The sequence below is a fragment of the Thermodesulfovibrio sp. genome, assembly GCF_049969575.1.
Classification (GTDB): Bacteria; Nitrospirota; Thermodesulfovibrionia; order Thermodesulfovibrionales; family Thermodesulfovibrionaceae; genus Thermodesulfovibrio; species Thermodesulfovibrio obliviosus.
Map to the genome: position 1 here is coordinate 1 of NZ_JBMFOO010000030.1, position 20,130 is coordinate 20,130.

Here is a 20,130-nt window from a genome sequence, read left to right on the forward strand (position 1 = left end):
GTCCAATTGCAGATTAAGTAAGTTTTAGCTCCTTTATTTTTTGAGAGGGATTATTGCTTAAGATTATTGATGTTCCCACTAAGATGGCATCTATTCCTTTTTTAAGAAGCTTTTCAACATGAGTTCTTTCAGAGATTCCGCTTTCACTCACTGTAATTTTATCCTCAGGAATTAACTCCTTAAGCCTGAAAGTTGTATCAAGCGCAATCTGCATGGTTTTAAGATTTCTGTTGTTTATTCCTATTATGTCAACTCCTGCGAATAAGGCTTTTTCTAAATCTTGTTCATCGTGAATTTCAAATAATACATCCATCTGAAGAGATTTTGTAAGCTCGTATAAAAATTTACATTGTTGTTTATTTAAAATATTTCCAATTAAAAGAATAGCATCTGCTCCAAGCAGTTTTGACTCATATATCTGATATTCATCAAAAATAAAATCCTTTCTTAAAACAGGCACATTAGGATATTTTTCCTTTATTTTTACTAAAAATGAAGGACTTCCAAGAAAAAAATCTTCTTCAGTAATAACTGAAATAGCATCTGCACCAGAGGATACATAAAGGTCAGCCATTTTTAAAACATCATACTCTTTAAGCAGTCCCTTAATTGGAGAGGCTTTTTTTATTTCTGCGATAAGTTTTATTCCTTCCTGAGGAAGTCTTTTTATTGCTTTATAGAATTGGCAAGATGTCTTAACAGTGTGTGCTGTTTTTTTTATTTCTTCAATTGATTTAATCTTTTTTAACTCATTAATTCTTAATTTTTTGGCTTCAACTATCTTTTGTAAAATATGCATTATTTTATTTTACCCTTAATTTTATAGACAAAAACAAGAATTTCAGCTACTGCTTTATAGAGCTCAACTGGAATTTCTTCATAAAGTGGAAGCTTTGAAAGCACTTCCACTAAAGCCTCATCTTCTTTTAAAGGAATTCCATGCTGCCTTGCAAGCTCTATAATCTTGTCAGCAATCCAGCCTCTTCCTTTAGCTACAACCTTTGGTGCTGTGTCCCTTTCTTTATCATACTTTAATGCTACTGCCTTCTTTTGTTCTGTCATATTCTTACACTAACCAATCCTTCCTGTATTTGCCACTGTTTTAAGAGTTCCTCAGCTTTTGTAACATAATTTATTCCTGAAAGCAATAACCCCTGCTCAGCAAATCTTTTTTTAAGGTCTTCTTCATGATTTTTAACAATCTGAATGGTTTCAGGTTTTCCTGAAAAACTCACAAAAAAGCTCCTTTCTACCATTGTTACAACAAATGATAAAGGCTGCCCTCCTATATTGAGACTTACAAAAACTGTATAATAGTCCTTATCTTGTCTTTTAAATCTCTTGAAAGCACAAGTTCCACCTTCTATTTCCTTCCACAGAACAGGAAGAAATGTAAAAAAACTTTGATATGTTTTAGAAAGAACCTGGTAGCCCTCAATCTGTCTTAAAATATGCTGTGCTTTATCAGCTATTTCCTCCATACCCTCTGCTTTTGCCTGTTTTGTTATGTTATCAACGATGATTTTAAGATCATTCTTAATCTGTTCAAAATTAGATGCATCAGAAAGAAACTGCTTAATTTTTGATTCAAAAGATACTCCTGTATTTAGAAGACAATTTTTTAATTTTTCAGGAGTTAATTCTTCATGGCTGGTAATGATTATATTTTTCAATGAAGCAATTTGCTCCCCTGGAAAATTGTTTTCTTCAAGAAGTTTGATTAATCCCTGAAGATTCTTTATTGTATTTTTATAAGAAAAAATAGCATCAATCATTTTTTGCATAAGCACAGCCTTTTGTGTTTGAGAAAGATTTTCTGCCTTAAAAGTAAGCAATGTCTGAATCATTTGAGATTGCTTTGTTTCTTTCATGGAGCTGATATTTTGTGAAAAAAGTGAATCAATGAGTTTAAAAATTTTATTTGATATTTCACTTTCTGTTTTTAATAAAGCCTTTTGAATCTGCTCAGTTTCAGATGCGGATAAAACTCTTAACGGAACGGTGCCATCTTGAAGAGGTTTTTCAACTTTCACCATCACAGTATCACCTTTATTTAAAGGCAATTCTCTCTGAGGCTGAGCATTTATTATCCTGTTGTTAATCTTTATCTGAATTGTGCCCGTAGGAAATATGTCCATTATCTCTGCAGTTAAAATTTCTCCAATTGCGAGCTTAATTGGCAGAGCCTGTTTGCCTTTAAAAATATGAATAATGCCTGACTGATCAATTACTGGCTGGATCATCTTATTACATCAACACCCATATAGGGCTTTAAAGCCTCAGGAACAAGCACAGAGCCATCTTTTTGTTGATAATTTTCTAAAATGGCGACAACTGTTCTTCCAATTGCCAATCCTGAACCATTCAGGGTATGAACAAACTCTGTTCCTTTTTTACCTCTTCTACGAAATCTTATATTTGCTCTTCTTGCCTGAAAATCCTCAAAATTCGAACAAGAACTGATTTCTCTGTAACGCCTCTGTCCGGGAAGCCAGACCTCTATATCATAGGTTTTTGCCGCAGCAAAACCCAGGTCTCCTGTGCAAAGAGCAACAACTCTGTATGGAAGTCCAAGCTTCTGAAGAACTTCTTCCGCATCCAAGGTAAGAGATTCTAATTCATCATAGGAGTCTTCTGGTTTTACAAATTTAACAAGTTCAACCTTATTGAACTGATGCTGTCTTATAAGTCCTCGAACATCTTTGCCGTGCGAGCCTGCTTCCCGGCGAAAACATGGAGTATAGGAAACATAATAAATTGGTAAGTCATCTTCTGATAAAATCTCTTCTCTATGAAGATTTGTAACAGGGACCTCAGCTGTTGGAATAAGATAGAACTCTGGCTCAGTGATTTTAAATAAATCTTCTTCAAATTTTGGAAGCTGTCCAGTTCCTGTCATTGAATCTTTGTTTACAAGTAAAGGCGGGAAAATCTCTATGTATCCCTTTGAAATATGCAAATCAAGCATAAAATTAATAAGTGCACGCTCAAGCTTAGCACCAAGACCTTTCATTACAGCAAATCTACTTCCTGCAATTTTACCAGCACGCTCAAAATCAATTATTCCGAGAATCTCTCCAATATCCCAATGATTAAGGGGCTCAAAATCAAATTGTGGAGGACTTCCCCATTTTCTTATCTCAACATTTTCTGTTTCATCCTTACCAATAGGAACTGTATGATGGGGTATATTGGGGATATAAAGAAGAAAATTCTGCACATCTTCTTCCACTTGACGAAGTTTATTTTCAACAGTTGCTATTTCTTCTCCCAATTGACGCATCTCATGAATAAGGTTTTCCACTGCATGATTGTCAGTTTTTGACTTTTTTAGTTTTGCAATTTCCTGAGATACGGAATTTCTTATCGCTCTTTTATTTTCAATCTCTCTTAAAAGTTTTAGTCTTTGTTCTTCAAGAGCTAAAAATCTATCAAAATCAATCTCATAACCTCTTTTTTGAAGTGCTTCTTTCACTTTATCAGGATTTTCTCTAACAAATTTCACATCAAGCATATTGTCTCCTTCCGTCCTCAATAATTAAGGTTAAATATCAAGATTTTTTGCCTCAAGAGCATGTTTTACAATAAACTCCTTTCTTGGTTCAACATCATCTCCCATAAGTATTGTAAATATTTCATTTGCCTTTTGAGCATCCTCAATTGTAACCTTTAGAAGTGTTCTTTTTTCAGGATCCATCGTGGTTTCCCAGAGTTGTTCTGGATTCATCTCCCCAAGTCCTTTATATCTTTGAATAGTGACTCCTTTTTTTACAGCATCCATGATTTTAGTGTAAAGCTCCCAGAGAGATGAAGTTTTTACTACTTCATTTTTAATCTGAATAACATAATTTTTGTCTTCTTTTATTTCCTGAATTGATTGAAGTTTTTCAAAAATGTTCTTAATAAGGATAAAATCCTTTAACTCAGAAATTCTGCTTTGCTCTTCTGGAATACTGAGCATCTGCTCAATATAAGATGGGGCAAAACCCTTTCTCTCAAAATCTACAAGAACCTTTCCATAATCAAAAAGCAATCTAAGGAATTTCTTCTTTGTTTCTACATCTGTTTGAACAATTAATGTAACCTCATCAACTGCAATATCCATCAAAAACTCATTCATTTCTTCCTCTGTTTGAATATATTTTTCCCATTTTCCTCTCTTTATTCTGTAAAGAGGAGGCTGAGCTATGAAAAGCCAGCCTTTTTCAATCAAGGGAAGCATTTGCCTGTAAAAGAATGTTAAAAGAAGAGTTCGTATATGAGCACCATCAACATCAGCATCTGTCATAAGAATTATTTTATGATATCTAATATTTTCCATTTCAAAATTTTCTTTTCCAATACCTCCTCCAATTGCTGTTATGAGTGTTTTTATCTCTTCAGAGGTCAACATTTTGTCAATTCTCGCCTTTTCTACATTTAAAATTTTTCCTCTCAATGGAAGCACTGCCTGAGTGCGCCTGTCTCTTGCCTGTTTTGCTGAACCACCTGCGCTGTCACCCTCAACAATAAAGAGTTCTGCCTGAGAAGGGTCTTTTTCAGTGCAGTCAGCAAGCTTGCCTGGAAGTGCTGTATCTTCAAGTATACCTTTTCTGCGCGTAAGTTCCTTCGCCTTTTTAGCTGCTTCACGGGCACGGGCAGCATCTTTTGCTTTTTCAACGATTTTCCTTGCATAATTAGGATTTTCCTCAAGCCATCTACTGAGTTTTTCATTAACTATTGTTTCTACAATTCCTTTTACCTCACTATTGCCAAGCTTCATTTTTGTTTGTCCTTCAAACTGAGGTTCAGGAATTTTCACACTTATTACAGCAACAATGCCTTCTCTTACATCCTCTCCAGAAAGAGATTCTTTGCCTTCTTTTAAAAGTCCATTCTGTAGAGCATAAGTATTTATTGTTCTTGTAAGAGCAGATTTAAAACCTACTAAATGGGTCCCACCTTCTCTTGTATTGATGTTATTTACAAAGGTAAGAATTTCCTCTGAAAAACCTTCATTATATTGAATAGCAATCTCAACAATAATTCTATCTTTCTCACCTGCAATGTATATTGGTTTAGGATGTAAAGTTTTTTTTCCTTTGTTTAAATCTTCAACAAAAGAAACTATTCCACCTTCTTTTATAAACTCTTCATAGTAACCATCTCTTTCATCAATAAGAATGATTTTCAATCCTTTGTTTAAATAAGCCAGCTCTTTGAATCTCTCAGCAAGAATCTCCCTTGAAAACTCTGTAACTTCAAATATTTCAGGATCAGGTTTAAATCTTATTGTCGTGCCTGTGAGTGTTGTTTGACCAACAAACTTAGGGCACGACTCAGGTATACCCCGACAATACTTTTGCCTTACTACTTTACCTTCTCTTTTTACTTCAACCTCAAGTTCCTCAGAAAGCGCATTGACAACACTTAATCCTACTCCATGAAGTCCACCTGAAACCTTATAAGCCTTAGATTCAAACTTTCCTCCTGCATGAAGCTCGGTAAGAACAATCTCAAGAGCAGTTCTACCCTCAGGGTCTTCCGGATGAATTCCTATTGGAATGCCTCTACCATTATCACTTACAGTGCAACTTCCATCTTTGTGCAGGTAAACCTCAATTTTATTGCAAAATCCTGCTAAAGCTTCATCAACGCTATTGTCCACCACTTCATAAACAAGATGATGTAATCCTTCAATTCCTGTAGAGCCAATATACATTGCGGGACGGGCTCTTACACCTTCAAGCCCTTTAAGAATCTTTATGTCTTCAACCTTATAAGTATCTTCTTTATTCACAATACCTCCTTTTATACATAATTCAAGTGTTCAAATGTTCAAGGGTTCAAACTACTAAAGCCTTAAAGGCATAACAACGCATTCATAAACAAAGGAAGTATCATGAGCATCTGTTATATACACAGCTTTTTCTGGCTCGTTCATCATAATCTTTGCTTTATCTGATGTTATGCGCTCAAGAGCGTCTATTAAATACCTTGCATTAAAACCAATAACAATAGGTTCTCCCTGATAATCAATACTGAGCTCATCCTGAGCCTCTCCAATTTCAGGGTCTGATGCAGAAATAGTTAAATTCTGCCCCCATTCTGTTCTGACAGCATTCTGTCTTTCTCTGCTTAGCACAGAAACTCTTTTTAATGAAGCTATCAACAATTCTTTATCAACAATTGCCTGTTTATCAAAGTCTTTTGGAATGACTGCTTCATAGTTTGGATAATTACCTTCTATCATACGGGTAAGAAAACTTATTCCATCAATTTCTATCATCACATGGGTCTTGCCGATTTGAAGTGAAACATTTTCAGCACTGGATAAGAATTTTTTTAATTCATTTAAAGATTTTTTTGATAAAATAACTTTTCTGTCTTCTGATGCTACATTAAGTGCTGCCTTAAAATGAGCAAGTCTATGTCCATCTGTGCCAACTACATGAATTTCTCCATCTTTTAGTTCAAAAAGAAGAGCATTTAAAACATATCTTGCATCAGCTTCTCCAGAAGCATAAAGAGTCTTATCTATTGCCGTAAGAAGAAGATCTCTTGATAAATTAATCTGAGAAGCTTGTCCAATCTGTGGCCAAACAGGAAACTCAGAAGCATCTAATGCAGCAAGTCTGAAATTTGATCTTCCAGACTGAATTTTAAGCCATCCCTCTGAAAGTTTAATTTCAAAATCACTTTCAAGTTCTTTTATGATTTCATAAAATTTTCTTGCAGGTATACATGTTTTACCAGGTTCAATTATTTCTGCTTCAACTGGGAGCTTTACCGCTGTTTCAAGATCAGTGGCTAAAATGGATACAGAACTTTCAGTAACATCCATAAGAAAATGATTTAGCACAGGCATAATGCTCTTTTTTTCAACAATGCTTTGAATTTTTCCAATAGTTTCCTGTATTTTTTGTTTTTTCAGTTTTACATACATTTTACTCCTCCTCTATTTGTTTTCCTGTAATTTTCTTATTATGCTGTCTATTAGCTTATTAAGAGATTCATCTTGCTTTTTATCCTTTTCTATCTGCTTACAGGCATATATAACAGTGGCATGATCCTTACCACCAAAGGCATTGCCTATTTCTGCCAGTGAAAGATTTGTCAGTTTTTTTGTTATATACATGGCTATTTTCCTCGCATTTGCAATCTCTTTAGTTCTTTTTTTTGACTTTATATCATGAAGTTTAATACCTAAGGCTTCACATACAGCTTTCTGAATTAAATCAATTGTGATTGGCTTGTTTTCATCAGGAAGTAAATCTCTTAAAACATGTTTTGCTAGATCCATGGTTATTGGGGTCTTTGTAATGGAAATATATGCACAGAGTTTAATTAAAGAGCCTTCAAGTTCTCTAACATTTGATTTAACTCGGGATGCTATGAAATAAGCTACTTCTTCAGGCAATTGAACTCCTTCAAGCTCAGCTTTTTTATACAAGATGGCAAGCCTGGTTTCTATTTCTGGTGGTTGAATGTCTGCAATAAGACCCATTCCAAATCTTGAACGAAGCCTGTCTGTAATATCAGAAATCTCCATCGGTGGTCTATCACTTGAAATGACTATTTGCTTTTGCTTGCTATAAAGTTCATTAAATGTATGAAAAAATTCTTCCTGAGTTGAATCTTTGCCAGCAATAAACTGAATATCATCTACAATAAATACATCAAGGGCTCTGTATTTTTGCCTAAACTCAGGCATTTTTTCATGTCTTATTGCGGAAACAAACTCTCCTGTAAATTGTTCTGAGGACATATAACATACATTAATTCCCGGTTTTTTATCAAGAATATAATTTCCAATAGCTGTTATTAAATGAGTTTTACCAAGTCCAACACCACCATATATAAAAAGAGGATTATAAGCAAATCCTGGATTTTCAGCAACTCTCAGTGCTGCTGCATGGGCAAACTGATTTGACGGACCCACAACAAAGGTATTAAAAGTATATTTAGGATTCAAATTACCTCTTTTTATTACAGGCTTTTTTTCTTCAGTTGAAACTGTCTCATGCTCTTTACCTGTAATAATGTAACAAACCGAGATTTGGTTTCCTGTAATTTGATAGAAAGCATCACTTATTATTGAAGGAAAATTATCTTCTATCCAGTCCTTAAAAAATCTATTTGGAACTTCAATAAAAGCCTTTGAATTCTTTATCTCTAAAAGTTTTACAGGAGAAAACCATAACTGAAAAGTTGATTCTCCAACTTTCTGGGCAATAATCTCTAAAATTTTTTGCCAAATTTTATTTATTTCATTCATTTTTCAACAACTTTTTAACATTTGTTAAAAACTTTACTGTTAAAAGCCTGTTAAATTAAAAACTTTTTAAATTCAAAGAGTTTTATCCTTAGTGCCAATTTTGAACCTTTTCATTATATCCTATAATTAACAAACTGAGCAATAAATTGTTAAAAACTCTAAATTTATTAACATAACTTTTATAGTTAAAATCATTTTAATCATTAATTGTTAAATTTGTTAAAAAACCATCCTAAATTTTAAACATTCAAAACTTTTACAAAAGAAGCAAAAAAACAATTTTAAACATAATAAACATCTCTATAACTACTTCAAAAAAACTAAAATAAAAAATTTAAGAAACTGAAGCAAACTTTTTAAGATATGTCTCAATAAAAATATCTATATTTCCATCTAAAACTTCTTCAACATTATAAACTTCTATATTTGTCCTGTGGTCCTTTATTAACCTGTAAGGATGAAGCACATAAGACCTTATTTGATTTCCCCAGGCTATTTCTTTTTTATCACCTACAATAGATTTAATCTTGTCTTCCTGCTGTTTCTGCAATAAAGCATAAAGTTTAGATCTCAAAATTTTCATTGCAATTTCTCTATTTTTATGTTGAGACCTTTCAGTCTGACATGTAACAACAATTCCAGTTGGAATATGAACAATTCTTACTGCAGAAGAAACTTTATTTACATGTTGTCCACCTGCTCCAGAAGCTCTAAAAGTATCAATTCTTATATCATCATCTTTTATTTCAACCTGAATATCATCTTCAATTTCAGGTAAAACAGACACAGCTGCAAAAGAAGTATGTCTTCTTTTATTAGCATCAAAGGGTGAAATCCTTACAAGTCTATGAACTCCTGATTCTGATTTTAAATATCCATAAGCATACTGTCCTTCAACAGTAAAAGTAACATCTTTAATTCCAGCTTCTTCACCTGCTTGTAAATCAATAATTTCTACTTTAAAACCTTTCTTTTCAGCCCACCTTAAATACATACGAAAAAGAATTTCAGCCCAATCCTGACTTTCTGTTCCACCAGCTCCAGGATGAATTGAAACTATAGCATTATTTTTGTCATGCTCTCCATTAAGTAAAAGCTGAATTTCAAGATTATCAATCTGGGATTTTATATTCTCTATCTCGCTTTCTAAATCTTTTAAGAGAAGATATCCTTCTTCTTCAGATTCAGCAATACTAAAAGCTTCTTCAAGATACAAAAATCGGTCAGTAATATTTTCAATGGGTTCAATTACTTCTGAAAGTCTATTTTTTTCTTTCTGAATTTTCTTTATTTTTTCTATATTCTGCCAAGTTTCTTCTTTCTGAAGCTCTTTATTCAGATCCTCAAGTCTTTTTTTAAGCTTATCTATCTCAAAGACAACCTCTTAAGGAAAAAATTCTCTCTTTAGTTTCTTTTAAAAGAACCTTTAAATCTTCATATGTAACCATCTTTTACCCCCAAATCTTACATTTCCTATAACAAAAATTAAAGAAAATACAATACAGAAATAGGCAAATATATCTCCATATTTTGTATAAAAACTTAATTTTTCATCTCCTTGAATATCTTCAACTAAATAAGTTCTTTCAAATAAAGCTGTCTTATTTATAATTCTTCCTTTACTGTCTATAAAACCTGAAATCCCAGAATTAGCTGCTCTTATTAAAGGCTTTCTATTCTCAATTGCCCTAAATACTGCCATAGAAAAATGCTGATACGGCCCTCCAGTGTTTCCAAACCATCCATCATTTGTAATATTTACAATAAATTGTCCACCTTTTTGATAAAATTTTCTTACCTGTCCAGGGAAAATACTTTCATAACAGATTAAAGTTGCAAATCTTCCAAACGGTGTAATTGCTACAGTATAGCTGTCTCCAGGCTTATAATCTCCTATTCCAACTGTTAATTTGTTAATGAAAAATAAAATTTTTCTTAAAGGAACATATTCTCCAAAGGGTACTAAATGTATTTTATCATAATAATAAGCAATTGTTCCATTTGGATCAATTAAAACAGCACTGTTTGTGTAATTATCCTTCTGTCTTTCCATTATGCTTCCAAAGAGCAAATATATATTTTGCTGTTTAACAAAGTTTATTAAATCTGAAGTAAAGTATTTATTTTTTTCAAACACAAAAGGAACCGCTGTTTCGGGCCATACAACAAGCTGTGGATTATATGCTTTAGCTTTTATTGTAAGGTCTTTATAGATATTTAAAATCCCATTTACTTTATTAAAATCCCATTTTTCATTTTGAGGTATACTTCCCTGAATTATAGCTGCTTTAAATTGTCTACCACTAACTGGTTCATAAAGTTTTTTTATTCCGTAACCTATACAAAAAACAAAAATTATTAAAACCATAATTATGTTTATAATGCTTGGAATGTATGATAAAAGAGGATATTGAGCTTTTTTTTCTTTAAAGCTCCATAAATCAAAAATAAAACAGTTAAAAAGTACAACAAGATATGAAATTCCGTAAATTCCTGTAATATCAGCAATTTGCGAGATTATTAAAAATTTATACTGGCTATAACCTATCACTGCCCAGGGAAATCCTGTAAAAAGATAACTCCTTAAAACTTCAAGACTAACCCATATAAAGGGAGCATAAAATGATGTTGGTAAATTATTTTTTAACAAAGTTTTATATATCAGAGAAAAAAAAGCAGGATACAGCGCAAGATATAAACTGAGTAATCCAACAATAAAATAACTTAAAAGCAAAGGAACAGAGCCGTAATAGTAAAGAGAATGATATATCCAGTAAATATTTCCTAAAAAATAAAAAAATCCGAAAATCAAACCTCCTTTAAACACAGTTTTATAATCTTGAGCTCTGTTTAAAAAGAAAAAAAATGGTAAAAAAGAAAACCATGCAAGAAAAAATAGATTAAAAGGAGCAAAGCTTAATACCAGTGCAAAAGCTGATAAAGCTGATAAAAAATATTTTTTAATTGTTTTAATTAAATCAAGTTTTAACTCTTTTATAAAATCTGGCCACAACATTAGATATTTATGTTATCATAAAAATTGAATTTATGGTTACAATTATTATACCAGCAAGATTTGCTTCTACAAGATTTCCTGGAAAAGTTCTTGCTCCTTTAAAAAATAAACCAATTATTCAGCATGTATATGAAAAAGCAAAAGCCTCTCAGCTGGTTGATGAAGTGTTTGTAGCAACAGATGACGAAAGAATATTTCAATGTGTTACTGCCTTTGGTGGAAAAGCTATAATGACATCAAAAAAGCATCTATCAGGAACTGACAGAATTGCTGAGGCAGTTGATATTTTAATAGAGGATGGATATAATTTAACCAATAAATCAATTATAATTAATCTTCAAGGAGATGAACCCTTGATAAAGCCTCAAATGATTGACCAGCTTGTAAATATTATGAAAGAAGTTTCTTATTCAAATAAATTTATTGGAACTCTGGCAAAAAAAATTTATGATGAAAGGGAGTTTCAAAATCCAAACATTGTAAAGGTTGTTTTTGATGAAGCAGGCTATGCTCTTTATTTTTCTCGCTGTCCAATACCATTTGACAGAGAAAAATATTTAAAAAGAGTTTCAACCAATGATTTTATGTATAAACACATAGGAATTTACGGATATACAGTTGAAATCCTTAAAAATTTTATAAAACTTCCACAGTCAAGACTGGAAAAAATAGAGGCTTTAGAACAATTGCGAGCACTTGAAAATGGAATAAAAATAAAAGTAGGGGTAACAGAATATGATTCATTTGGAATAGATACTCCTGAAGATCTGGAGGTAGCTGAGCAATGCCTAAATACATATTTATAACCGGTGGAGTAGTATCAGCCTTAGGGAAAGGAATAGCAGCAGCTTCAATTGGTGCACTCCTTGAGGCAAAAGGTTTTAAAGTTACAATTCAGAAACTTGATCCATATATAAATGTTGATCCAGGCACTTTGAGCCCTTTTGAGCATGGAGAAGTTTATGTGACTGATGATGGATGTGAGACTGATCTTGACCTTGGACACTATGAGAGATTTACTAATTTAACAACCACCCATGTTAACAATTATACCTCTGGAAAAATTTACTACAATGTTATATCAAAAGAAAGAAGAGGTGATTATCTTGGCCATACTGTTCAGGTTGTCCCCCATGTTACAGATGAGATAAAACAGGCAATTAAATCAGCAGCTGGAGAACTGTTTGATATAGTTATTGTAGAAGTAGGTGGAACCGTCGGAGATATAGAAGGACTTCCTTTTCTTGAAGCTATAAGGCAGTTTAGATATGATGTTGGTAGAGAAAATGTCTTATATATTCATCTTACATTAGTTCCATATGTAAAAAGTGCTGGAGAACTCAAAACAAAGCCAACTCAGCACAGTGTTAACAGTTTAAGAGCAATAGGAATTCAGCCAGATATTCTTCTTTGCAGAGCAGATCGCCCATTACCACATGCACTTAAGAAAAAAATAGCTCTTCACTGCAATCTTGATTTTGACTCTGTTATCTCTGCTCATGATGTTGAGACTGTCTATGAAGTTCCTTTGAATTTTAAACAGGAAGGACTTGACTTACTAATTGAAAAAAAACTTGGTTTACCTCATAGATTGAGCGATTTAACCGAATGGGAGAATGTGGTTCAAAGAATTAAGAATCCTAAAACAGAGGTCAATATAGCTGTTGTTGGTAAGTATGTTGGATTAAAAGACTCTTATAAAAGTCTAAATGAAGCATTGATTCATGGTGGAATAGCCAATGAAGCAAGGGTTAACATTTTATGGGTAAACTCAGAAGATATAGAAAAAGATGGAGCAAAAATACATCTTTCAGAAGCTCACGGTATTCTGATTCCAGGAGGATTTGGTACCCGCGGTATTGAAGGTAAAATTGAAGCTATAAGATATGCAAGGGAGAACAAAATTCCTTTTTTTGGAATATGTCTTGGGATGCAGACTGCTGTAATAGAGTTGAGTAGAAATCTTGCACGACTCAATAGAGCTAATTCTACAGAATTTGACCCTGATACAGAACATCCTGTTATTTATTTAATGGAAAGATGGTTTAATCCAAGAACTGGAAGGTATGAGGTTAGAACAATTGATTCGCAAAAAGGTGGAACAATGAGACTCGGAGCATATCCATGTGTCTTAAAAGAAGGAACAAAAGCCTATGAAGCTTATAAAACGAGAGAAATCTCAGAAAGACACAGACATAGATACGAGTTTAATAATAAATATATACCCGTACTTGAAGAAAAAGGTGTTGTTTTTAGTGGCACATCTCCTGATGGTCAGCTTGTAGAAATAATTGAATTTAAAGAACATCCATGGTTTCTGGGGTGTCAATTTCATCCGGAGTTTAAATCAAAACCTTTCCGACCTCATCCTTTATTTAGAGAATTTATAAAGGCATCTTTAAAGGGAAAACATTCTCTTTTCAGTTCTTTTGAATAAAAAAAGGGCGGATTTAACCGCCCTTGGACAATTTTTAATATTAAATTCTACTCTATAACCTGTTTTTGCCCGTATTTGTCAAATACTGCTTTTTCTTTAACAGTGATTGCGATTTTATAAAGCACTGTTATTACAAGTGCTCCTACTGACCATACACCAGCAGCCACAAGAAACTCATTCAGAGCTATCCATGCTTCTGTGACTCTGTCAAAAGGATTTGGAATGAAACCACTAACCACAAAGGCAAATCCTTTGTCCATCCATATAGAGAAAAATACACATGCAGCAGCAATTACTTTGGTTACATTCCACTTTCTTAAAGGTGGGAATATGAATATAATTAATCCAATAAAGGCAAGCAGTGTGGATACAGCCATCCATGGAACAAGTCTGTTATGTCCTTCAAGTCCCTGATAAAGATATATTAATGGTTTCATGTGATCTGGAATCTGGCTATAGAAAGCAGTGAAGAATTCAAGCCCTATAAAAAATAAATGAATGATTAAAGCATAGGTAGCTATTTCTGCAAGTTTATTAATTGCCTGCTGACCAGGGTCAAATTTTGAAACCTTTCTGATTATCATGCTGAGAATTATAAGAAGACTTGGACCTGCTGCAAAGGCTGTTGCAAGAAAGTGAGCTGCCTGAAGAGCTGTCATCCAGTGAGGTCTTCCAGGTAAGCCTGCATAAAGGAAAGCTGTTACTGTATGAATTGAGGGTGCCCAGAGTATTGCCCAGTATATAAATGGTTTAATCCATTTTGGTGGTGGAGCACTTTTTTTCTCAGCATGTAGCACTGTCCATCCACAAAGAAGGTTAAGAGATAAATAGGTTATAAGGACCACCATATCCCAGAAGATTATTGAATGGGGTGTAGGATGAAGAAGAACATTCCATACACGGGAAGGCTGTCCCATAATAACAAAAACTGAAAGCATTGCTATAAGAACACATCCTACAGCAAGAAACTCTCCAATTACAGCTATTCTTCCAAATACCTTATAGTTGTGAAAGTAATATGGTAGCACTACCAAAACAGCAGAAGCAGCAACACCTACAAAGAAAGTTAACTGACCAACATGAAAGCCCCATGTTACATCTCTACTTAATCCTGTTGTAAAAGCTGCACCAATGTGGTGTTCTCTCATCCAGCATATAAAACCAATGAGTATCATTGTTATTAAAAAAGATACCCAGATCCAGTATCTTGGTCTGCCTTTTAACGCTAAATCAAGCATCTTTTACCTCCCATTAAATTATGTAGAAAACCATAGGCTGTGTGCCGAGTTCAACTTTTCGGCGAATAACTATGTTTTCAGCTATAACTTTTCTTATCTCAGATTTAGGATCATAGAGATCACCAAAGAGGATTTTACCTTCAGAAGCCTCAACACAGTATGGAAGGAGTCCTTTGTCAATTCTTTCATTACAGAATGTGCATTTTTCTACAACTCCAAGGGTTCTTGTTGGATACTCAGGATTTAATTCTTTAATATAGTCTCTTGGTGGAAGGAAGTTGTAGTTTCTCGCACCATAAGGACATCCTGCCATACAGAATTTACATCCTATGCAACGATGCATATCCTGCATTGTGATTCCATCAGGTCTTTTAAATGTTGCTTTAACAGGACATACTCTGACACAAGGAGCATTGTCACAGTGATTGCAGAGCAGTAAAAATTTTCTTTCTTTTACTTCTTTTGATATGTATTGCTCAGCAGTGCCTGCGAAAGTGTGTTCATAGTCATCTGTCCATATCCATTTTACTTCATGAAGAGGATTGGCAATTTCAGGAACATTATGAGCTTTATGACATGCTCTTATAACCTTTTCAAAGTCTTCCTGTGTTTTAAACTTCCTTGTATCAATTACCATTGCCCATCTTTTTCCTTGTAGCGCCTTGATATCTTTTAACACCTTTTGTCCTGGCTCTTTTTCCAGTGCATTAATTGTAAAGGCACCACCTAAACCAAGCAATGATGAAAAAGCAGCTATTTTCAAAAAGTCTCTTCTTGTAATCATTTTAACCCTCCCACCTTAGGCTCAATATGACAATCCCAGCAATAGGGTTTCACATTCACATAATTGTGACATTCATCACAGAATTTCTCTTTGTTGGAATGGCACTTCATACAGGTATTTTGAAGACTTATATTGTATTGCTTTCCATCTGAAGCAATATAAATCCTTTTGCCTTGTCTTGTAGCATAATCTTTCCATGAATAAAGAATTTTTATATGCATCTCTCTCATGTATTGTTTTGGTTCAATACATTGTTTCTTTTCCATTTTCTGTATTTCAGGAGTATCAATGCTTGGTTTAGGCTCTACATAAGTCTTTCCAACACTCATTGTGAAAGGAAGAGTCACAATCACTACAAAAACTATTAATCCAAGAATTATTTTCCATCCATCATACATTTTATTGTTCCTCCTTTCCTGGTAGTGGCTCCATCCTTAAATTCATTGTTCTTTCCTTTTCACCCTTCATTATCATTGCATTTGCTACAAGCTCTGTAACTCCAGTTACTCTTACACCAGGAACCCAGTAATCCATAAGAGGTGGTAAAGTTGCTCTATCAATTGCACATATACATGCAAGCATGTTTACCCCAAATTTCTCATGAACATATCTTACAGCATTTGCTCTTGGGAATCCTCCTCTCATTCTTAATTCCATAATTTCACCTGCATTTAATCCAGCACCACCGCCGCAGCAGAATGTTTGCTCACGTATTGTTTCATCAGGCATCTCATAAAAGTGATTACATACATTTTTAATGATATATCTTGGCTCTTCAAGTATTCCCATAGCACGAGATGGGTTACAGGAGTCATGGAATGTAACTATAAGATTGTCGTTTCTTGATTTGTCAAATTTAAGAACTCCATGCCTGATAAGGTCTGCAGTGAACTCACTTATATGAACAATTTTATTTGATTTAGCATTTTCAAACTTTGTTCCTGTAATTGGTGAGACAGGCTCTTCAAGAAAATCAACAGGTCCATACCATGTATTATGATATTGATGCCAGACTCTCCACATGTGTCCACACTCACCACCAATTATCCATTTAACTTTAAGCCTCTTTGCCTCTTCATAAATTTTTGTATGAAGTCTTTTAGCCATTTCATGGGATGTAAAGAATCCAAAGTTTCCACCCTCTGATGCAAAGGTGCTCCATGTATAGTCAAGTCCTATTTCATGGAAAAGCATCATGTAACCCATGCAGGTATATATTCCAGGGTCTGCAAATAGGTCTCCTGAGGGTGTTACAAAAAGAATTTCTGCTCCTTTTTTGTTTATTGGTGGGTCAATTTTGATTCCTGTGATTTCTTCTATATCATTACACATGAACTCAAGAGTTGATTTCATTGTATGAGGCTCAATTCCAAGATGGTTTCCAGTTCTGTAACAGTTTGCAACAGGACCTGATATCCAATCAATATTCAGTCCAAGAAGATTGAGAAGCTCTCTCGCAATTATTGTTATTTCTGCTGTATCAATTCCATAAGGACAGAAGAGGGAACAACGTCTACACTCTGTGCATTGATAGAAATAATACCAGAGTTCTTTTAAAACATCAAGATCAAGGTCTCTTGCTCCTGCATTCCTTCCAAAGAGTTTTCCACCAGTGGTAAAGTATTTTCTGTAAACTGACCTTAGAAGTTCTGCTCTCAGAACCGGCATATTTTTCGGATCTCCAGAACCTATAAAGAAATGACATTTATCAGCACAGGCTCCACATCTTACACATATGTCCATGAATACATGGAATGTTCTGAATCTTTCAAGCCTTTGTTTGATTCCTTCAATTACTATTTTTTTCCAGTCTTCTGGAAGTTTCCAATCTGGATCAGTTGGATGAAAATCTCTTGCATTTGGAAAATCAACATATTCAAGGTTTTTTCCTTTTGCACCGTAACAGTAAAAACCAGGCTTAAATTCTACAGGTAAAGTATCCATCCACCATCTGGATGGCATCTTTTTTAAATTAACTGTTGAGATTAATTCTTCTGGTTTTGGTAATCCCATAGTCTCACTCCTTTTCTACTGGTATTCCAGCTTTTTTCATTTTTTCTCTAAATTCATCTTCATATTCTTCATAATGACGATGCTTAACTGGATAATCCCATGGATTCACATGCCTCTTCATTCTGTTGTTATTAGCAAGATTTCTTGTAGGGCTTAAAAATACACCACCCATGTGCATGAGTTTGCTGAATGGGAAGTAAGCAAAAAGAACACTTACAAGGAAAAGATGAATGTAAAAGAGACTTCCTATTCCCTCAGGCACGGTGGGCTTAAGATAAGCTAAGCCTAAGGCAAGTTCTTTTATGCTTGTTATGTCAACTCGAGCAAAATATCTCATCAGAATACCAGTTGTAACTATTCCAATTATAAGGAAAAGTGGAAAGTAATCAGAAGGCAGAGAAATATATTTTACCTGAGGATTAAATATTCTTCTTCCTAAAAGATAAAGAAGAGCAGCAGCTATTATGATATCTGTCATATAAAGCATAGGAAGACCAATCTGCCAGAAAGAGTCAACAGAGTCAATTATAGAGACACACCAGGGAGTTTGAGCTACAAAGAATCTCAGATGCCTGATAAGTATAATCAGAAATGAATAATGAAAAGCTATTGCTCCAAGCCACAGCCATTTGTTTGAACCAATATAGAGCTTTCCATTGAGTATTTCAGCTTTTGTGTTTCTGAAAAGGGATCTGAAAAAAGCAATTTCAAAAAACATTCTTAATGCCACACCCCAGCCAGTTGCAGGATTGTCAATCTTGCTGTACTTAATCCATGGAAGAGAAAATTGCTGTCCTGCAGTTGTTGGGATTCTGAAAGGAACAGGTGATTTTCCCCATTTGACTACCCTATAGATAAATCCAATGATGAAAATTAAGACTGCAGCATAGGGAAAAACGATTGCGAATAAACTGTCCAGCCCTAAAATATCAGTGCCAATATAGGCGAAAATTATTAATCCTAAAACTGCTATAAAAGCTAATCCTATACCCATTTCACCCTACCTCTCTTTATAATTTTTTTGTTTTTTCTACAGTTTCATTTTCAATTTCTGAAACAATATTGTATTTCTTAAGAATCCACCAGGTTCTGTCAATCAGCTCCTTTGCTTTTAAGTCATAGATTTTTTCACGATACTTCATAAAAATATCAAAGGCAACGAGAGCAAGAGAATCAATTTGTGAAAGAAATTCTAAGAGTTTGTCAGGTGCAATTTCTTTACTGAGTTCCTCATATACTGCCTTTTTGATAAAAAAGATAAATCCCACTGCCTGAGAAGGGCTAAAATCCTGTACAGCTCTTATTTTGATAATCTCTTCCAGGGGAAGGATAAAACTATCAAGAGATTCATCGTTGATTAATCTATCAATAATATCCTGAATTCCTTGATAAATGGTATAACCAACAGGATTGGTAAACTGTTTTTTCTTTTCTTTGAAAAAAGCCTGCGTATTTTCTGGATAAGTTGAGATAGTTAAATTAAAGGATTTTTCAATTATGCTCTCCTTTTTCTTTGAAAGGAGGTCATTAATGGTCATTTTTTTCTCCTGTAAATTTTTAATCTTTTAGGTTAATATCTCCCCCTTTCAAAAAACAAAAGGGGCAGTTGCCTGCCCCTTTATATTGGAAATTATACGCATCCTGTTGGTTTTGGAAGTCCAGCATATCTACAGGCTTGTTTTGCTGGTCCATCTGGGAAGAGACCATAAAGATACTTTGTGTTTCCTTTCTCAGGTCCAAACATCTTAGCCATTTCTTTAACAAGAATCTTGATCATCGGTGCAATCTGATATTTCTGATAATAATCTCTCAAGAAGTTAATAACTTCCCAGTGGTGCTCAGTAAGTGTAATTCCATCCTGTTGAGCCATGTACTCTGCAAGCTCTGGTGACCAGTCATCAAGATTCTGAATGTAACCGTCCTCATCAATCTCAATTTGCTTTCCCTTAAATTCAATGTAAGGCATTTTCTAACCTCCTTTTAGTTTTTTTGCAAATATTCTAACTTCTTTAGAAAAAGAATTTCAAGCCATATTTGCATTTAATAAGGTAAAACAACTTTAAAGTATAATGAGTTTTGAAGTCAAATAAATTTAGTTTATAATTTTATAAAAATTTTTCAGCTTTAAAGATTTTAAGTTTAATTATATTGCCCCTGGTATAAACCGATAACATTAGTTCTTTAATATCTTCTGGAACAGGGACAGGACTTTTAATTTTGTTAATTAAAATTGCTGTAAGAGCTCTGATTTCATCTTTTTCATGATGTAGAAGATTTTGCAATTCATTATCATTTATTAGAATGTATTTATTTAAATCAACTTTTTTTGAAAGCTTAATCATACTTCTTAAGACGCTTTCAAGAAAGCTTTCTTCTTGTCTTTGT

Annotated in this window: 19 protein-coding genes; 2 read left to right on the top strand and 17 right to left on the bottom strand. The window is 33.8% G+C overall.

Annotated elements, in window-relative coordinates; all coding sequences use genetic code 11:
* Positions 1-13 precede the first annotated feature (13 nt).
* The 9 genes from trpC to lnt all read right to left on the bottom strand — a co-directional run bounded on the left by trpC (position 14) and on the right by lnt (position 11,273).
* Entirely contained in the window at positions 14-799 is a 786-nt protein-coding gene (gene trpC / locus ACP5O9_RS07370; protein ID WP_353686199.1) for an indole-3-glycerol phosphate synthase TrpC, read from the bottom strand.
* Complete coding sequence (locus tag ACP5O9_RS07375; RefSeq protein ID WP_353686198.1) at positions 799-1,062, bottom strand: EscU/YscU/HrcU family type III secretion system export apparatus switch protein; 264 nt, start codon at positions 1,060-1,062, stop codon at positions 799-801. The genes trpC and ACP5O9_RS07375 overlap by 1 nt, the downstream gene beginning before the upstream one ends.
* Positions 1,059-2,243, bottom strand: a complete 1,185-nt coding sequence (locus tag ACP5O9_RS07380) for a hypothetical protein (protein WP_353686197.1) — start codon at positions 2,241-2,243, stop codon at positions 1,059-1,061. The genes ACP5O9_RS07375 and ACP5O9_RS07380 overlap by 4 nt, the downstream gene beginning before the upstream one ends.
* Positions 2,240-3,514: a serine--tRNA ligase gene (gene serS, locus ACP5O9_RS07385; protein ID WP_424905334.1), complete on the bottom strand. Its 1,275-nt coding sequence runs from the start codon at positions 3,512-3,514 to the stop codon at positions 2,240-2,242. Before serS ends, ACP5O9_RS07380 begins: the two co-directional genes overlap by 4 nt.
* A gap of 30 nt (positions 3,515-3,544) precedes the next feature.
* Positions 3,545-5,782 carry a DNA topoisomerase (ATP-hydrolyzing) subunit B gene (gene gyrB, locus ACP5O9_RS07390; RefSeq protein ID WP_428723752.1) on the bottom strand — a complete coding sequence of 746 codons (2,238 nt, stop codon included), beginning with the start codon at positions 5,780-5,782 and terminating at the stop codon, positions 3,545-3,547.
* A 51-nt stretch (positions 5,783-5,833) separates the two neighbouring features.
* Positions 5,834-6,925: a DNA polymerase III subunit beta gene (gene dnaN, locus ACP5O9_RS07395; protein ID WP_428723745.1), complete on the bottom strand. Its 1,092-nt coding sequence runs from the start codon at positions 6,923-6,925 to the stop codon at positions 5,834-5,836.
* 12 nt (positions 6,926-6,937) lie between these two features.
* Positions 6,938-8,257 carry a chromosomal replication initiator protein DnaA gene (gene dnaA, locus ACP5O9_RS07400; protein WP_353686193.1) on the bottom strand — a complete coding sequence of 440 codons (1,320 nt, stop codon included), beginning with the start codon at positions 8,255-8,257 and terminating at the stop codon, positions 6,938-6,940.
* A gap of 334 nt (positions 8,258-8,591) precedes the next feature.
* Positions 8,592-9,705 (bottom strand): peptide chain release factor 2 gene (prfB, locus tag ACP5O9_RS07405; protein WP_353686192.1). Its coding sequence is split into 2 segments (ribosomal slippage): positions 8,592-9,629 and positions 9,631-9,705, totalling 1,113 coding nucleotides; the frame shifts between segments, so codons are not numbered across the junction.
* Positions 9,684-11,273, bottom strand: a complete 1,590-nt coding sequence (gene lnt / locus ACP5O9_RS07410) for an apolipoprotein N-acyltransferase (protein ID WP_353686191.1) — start codon at positions 11,271-11,273, stop codon at positions 9,684-9,686. The genes prfB and lnt overlap by 22 nt, the downstream gene beginning before the upstream one ends.
* Positions 11,274-11,305: 32 nt before the next feature.
* On the opposite strand from lnt, the gene kdsB reads away from it, so the two are divergent.
* Positions 11,306-12,079 carry a 3-deoxy-manno-octulosonate cytidylyltransferase gene (kdsB, locus tag ACP5O9_RS07415; protein WP_353686190.1) on the top strand — a complete coding sequence of 258 codons (774 nt, stop codon included), beginning with the start codon at positions 11,306-11,308 and terminating at the stop codon, positions 12,077-12,079.
* The gene (locus ACP5O9_RS07420; RefSeq protein ID WP_428723746.1) at positions 12,058-13,710 is read left to right on the top strand and encodes a CTP synthase; all 1,653 of its coding nucleotides are present in this window, start codon (positions 12,058-12,060) and stop codon (positions 13,708-13,710) included. The genes kdsB and ACP5O9_RS07420 overlap by 22 nt, the downstream gene beginning before the upstream one ends.
* Positions 13,711-13,757: 47 nt before the next feature.
* On the opposite strand, the gene dsrP is transcribed toward ACP5O9_RS07420, so the two are convergent.
* The 8 genes from dsrP to ACP5O9_RS07460 form a co-directional block, all read right to left on the bottom strand.
* A complete protein-coding gene (gene dsrP, locus ACP5O9_RS07425; protein ID WP_353686188.1) occupies positions 13,758-14,948 on the bottom strand; it encodes a sulfate reduction electron transfer complex DsrMKJOP subunit DsrP in 1,191 nt (396 codons plus the stop codon).
* A 13-nt stretch (positions 14,949-14,961) separates the two neighbouring features.
* Positions 14,962-15,732 carry a 4Fe-4S dicluster domain-containing protein gene (gene dsrO / locus ACP5O9_RS07430; RefSeq protein WP_428723747.1) on the bottom strand — a complete coding sequence of 257 codons (771 nt, stop codon included), beginning with the start codon at positions 15,730-15,732 and terminating at the stop codon, positions 14,962-14,964.
* Entirely contained in the window at positions 15,729-16,130 is a 402-nt protein-coding gene (gene dsrJ / locus ACP5O9_RS07435; protein ID WP_353686186.1) for a sulfate reduction electron transfer complex DsrMKJOP subunit DsrJ, read from the bottom strand. Before dsrJ ends, dsrO begins: the two co-directional genes overlap by 4 nt.
* Position 16,131: 1 nt before the next feature.
* Positions 16,132-17,745 (bottom strand): sulfate reduction electron transfer complex DsrMKJOP subunit DsrK, encoded by a 1,614-nt coding sequence (dsrK, locus tag ACP5O9_RS07440; RefSeq protein WP_428723748.1) that lies wholly within the window; start codon positions 17,743-17,745, stop codon positions 16,132-16,134.
* Between the two features lie 4 nt (positions 17,746-17,749).
* Positions 17,750-18,739, bottom strand: coding sequence for a sulfate reduction electron transfer complex DsrMKJOP subunit DsrM (dsrM, locus tag ACP5O9_RS07445; RefSeq protein ID WP_428723749.1), 990 nt, complete (start codon positions 18,737-18,739; stop codon positions 17,750-17,752).
* Positions 18,740-18,755: 16 nt separating this feature from the next.
* Positions 18,756-19,283, bottom strand: a complete 528-nt coding sequence (locus ACP5O9_RS07450; protein WP_353686183.1) for an RsbRD N-terminal domain-containing protein — start codon at positions 19,281-19,283, stop codon at positions 18,756-18,758.
* Positions 19,284-19,375: 92 nt separating this feature from the next.
* Complete coding sequence (locus tag ACP5O9_RS07455; RefSeq protein ID WP_428723750.1) at positions 19,376-19,711, bottom strand: TusE/DsrC/DsvC family sulfur relay protein; 336 nt, start codon at positions 19,709-19,711, stop codon at positions 19,376-19,378.
* A gap of 139 nt (positions 19,712-19,850) precedes the next feature.
* A partial coding sequence (locus ACP5O9_RS07460) for a hypothetical protein (RefSeq protein WP_428723751.1) occupies positions 19,851-20,130 on the bottom strand: 280 nt, incomplete at its 5' end.